Annotated in this window: 1 protein-coding gene; it reads left to right on the forward strand. The window is 29.5% G+C overall.

The features are described 5' to 3' along the window. Nucleotides 1-50: 50 nt before the first annotated feature. On the forward strand, nt 51-553 hold a 503-nt coding region (locus CCO88_RS00385), incomplete at its 3' end, for a replication initiation protein (RefSeq protein ID WP_042966051.1).

The raw sequence follows: 553 nt of genomic DNA on the forward strand, positions 1-553 counted from the left end.
GCAGGGGCAGAAAAGCCCCTTGCCTTGATTGTCTTACTTTGGATATGCAAATGAGCGAAATAGTTAAATATAATAATGATTTTAATCTTTTACCTATGCCTGAACTCAAAGCCATACAAATGGATATGTTTATGGCTATTATCTCGCTAACCAAAGACAAAAAAGAAAATACGCCATTTTTAAAAAAGTTTTTTAACCCTGATAAAAGAAAAATAATTATTCCGCAAAAGAAGTTTATTGAATTATGTCGGTTAAACGATAGTAAAATGGACTATAAAGAAATTTTCTTTGCCATTGATGATTGCTTGAAAAAACTTTGCAATTTTCTTGTTTCATACCAAAAAGATGAAAGAACGATTTATAATTTTGTTTGTTTTGAAGAAGCAAATATTATTGCTGATGAAGTGCATATAACTTTACAAAGTCGTTTTTACGATATGATAATAAATAAAAAATTTGGTTTCACAGCCTTTGAATTAGCCGAATTTGCAGAACTTAGCGGTAAATATACAAAAACTTTATACAGGCTTTTAAAGCAATTTAGAACCACAGG

Origin of the sequence: Campylobacter coli LMG 9860, assembly GCF_000254135.1 — a bacterium.
GTDB classification, from domain to species: Bacteria; Campylobacterota; Campylobacteria; order Campylobacterales; family Campylobacteraceae; genus Campylobacter_D; species Campylobacter_D coli.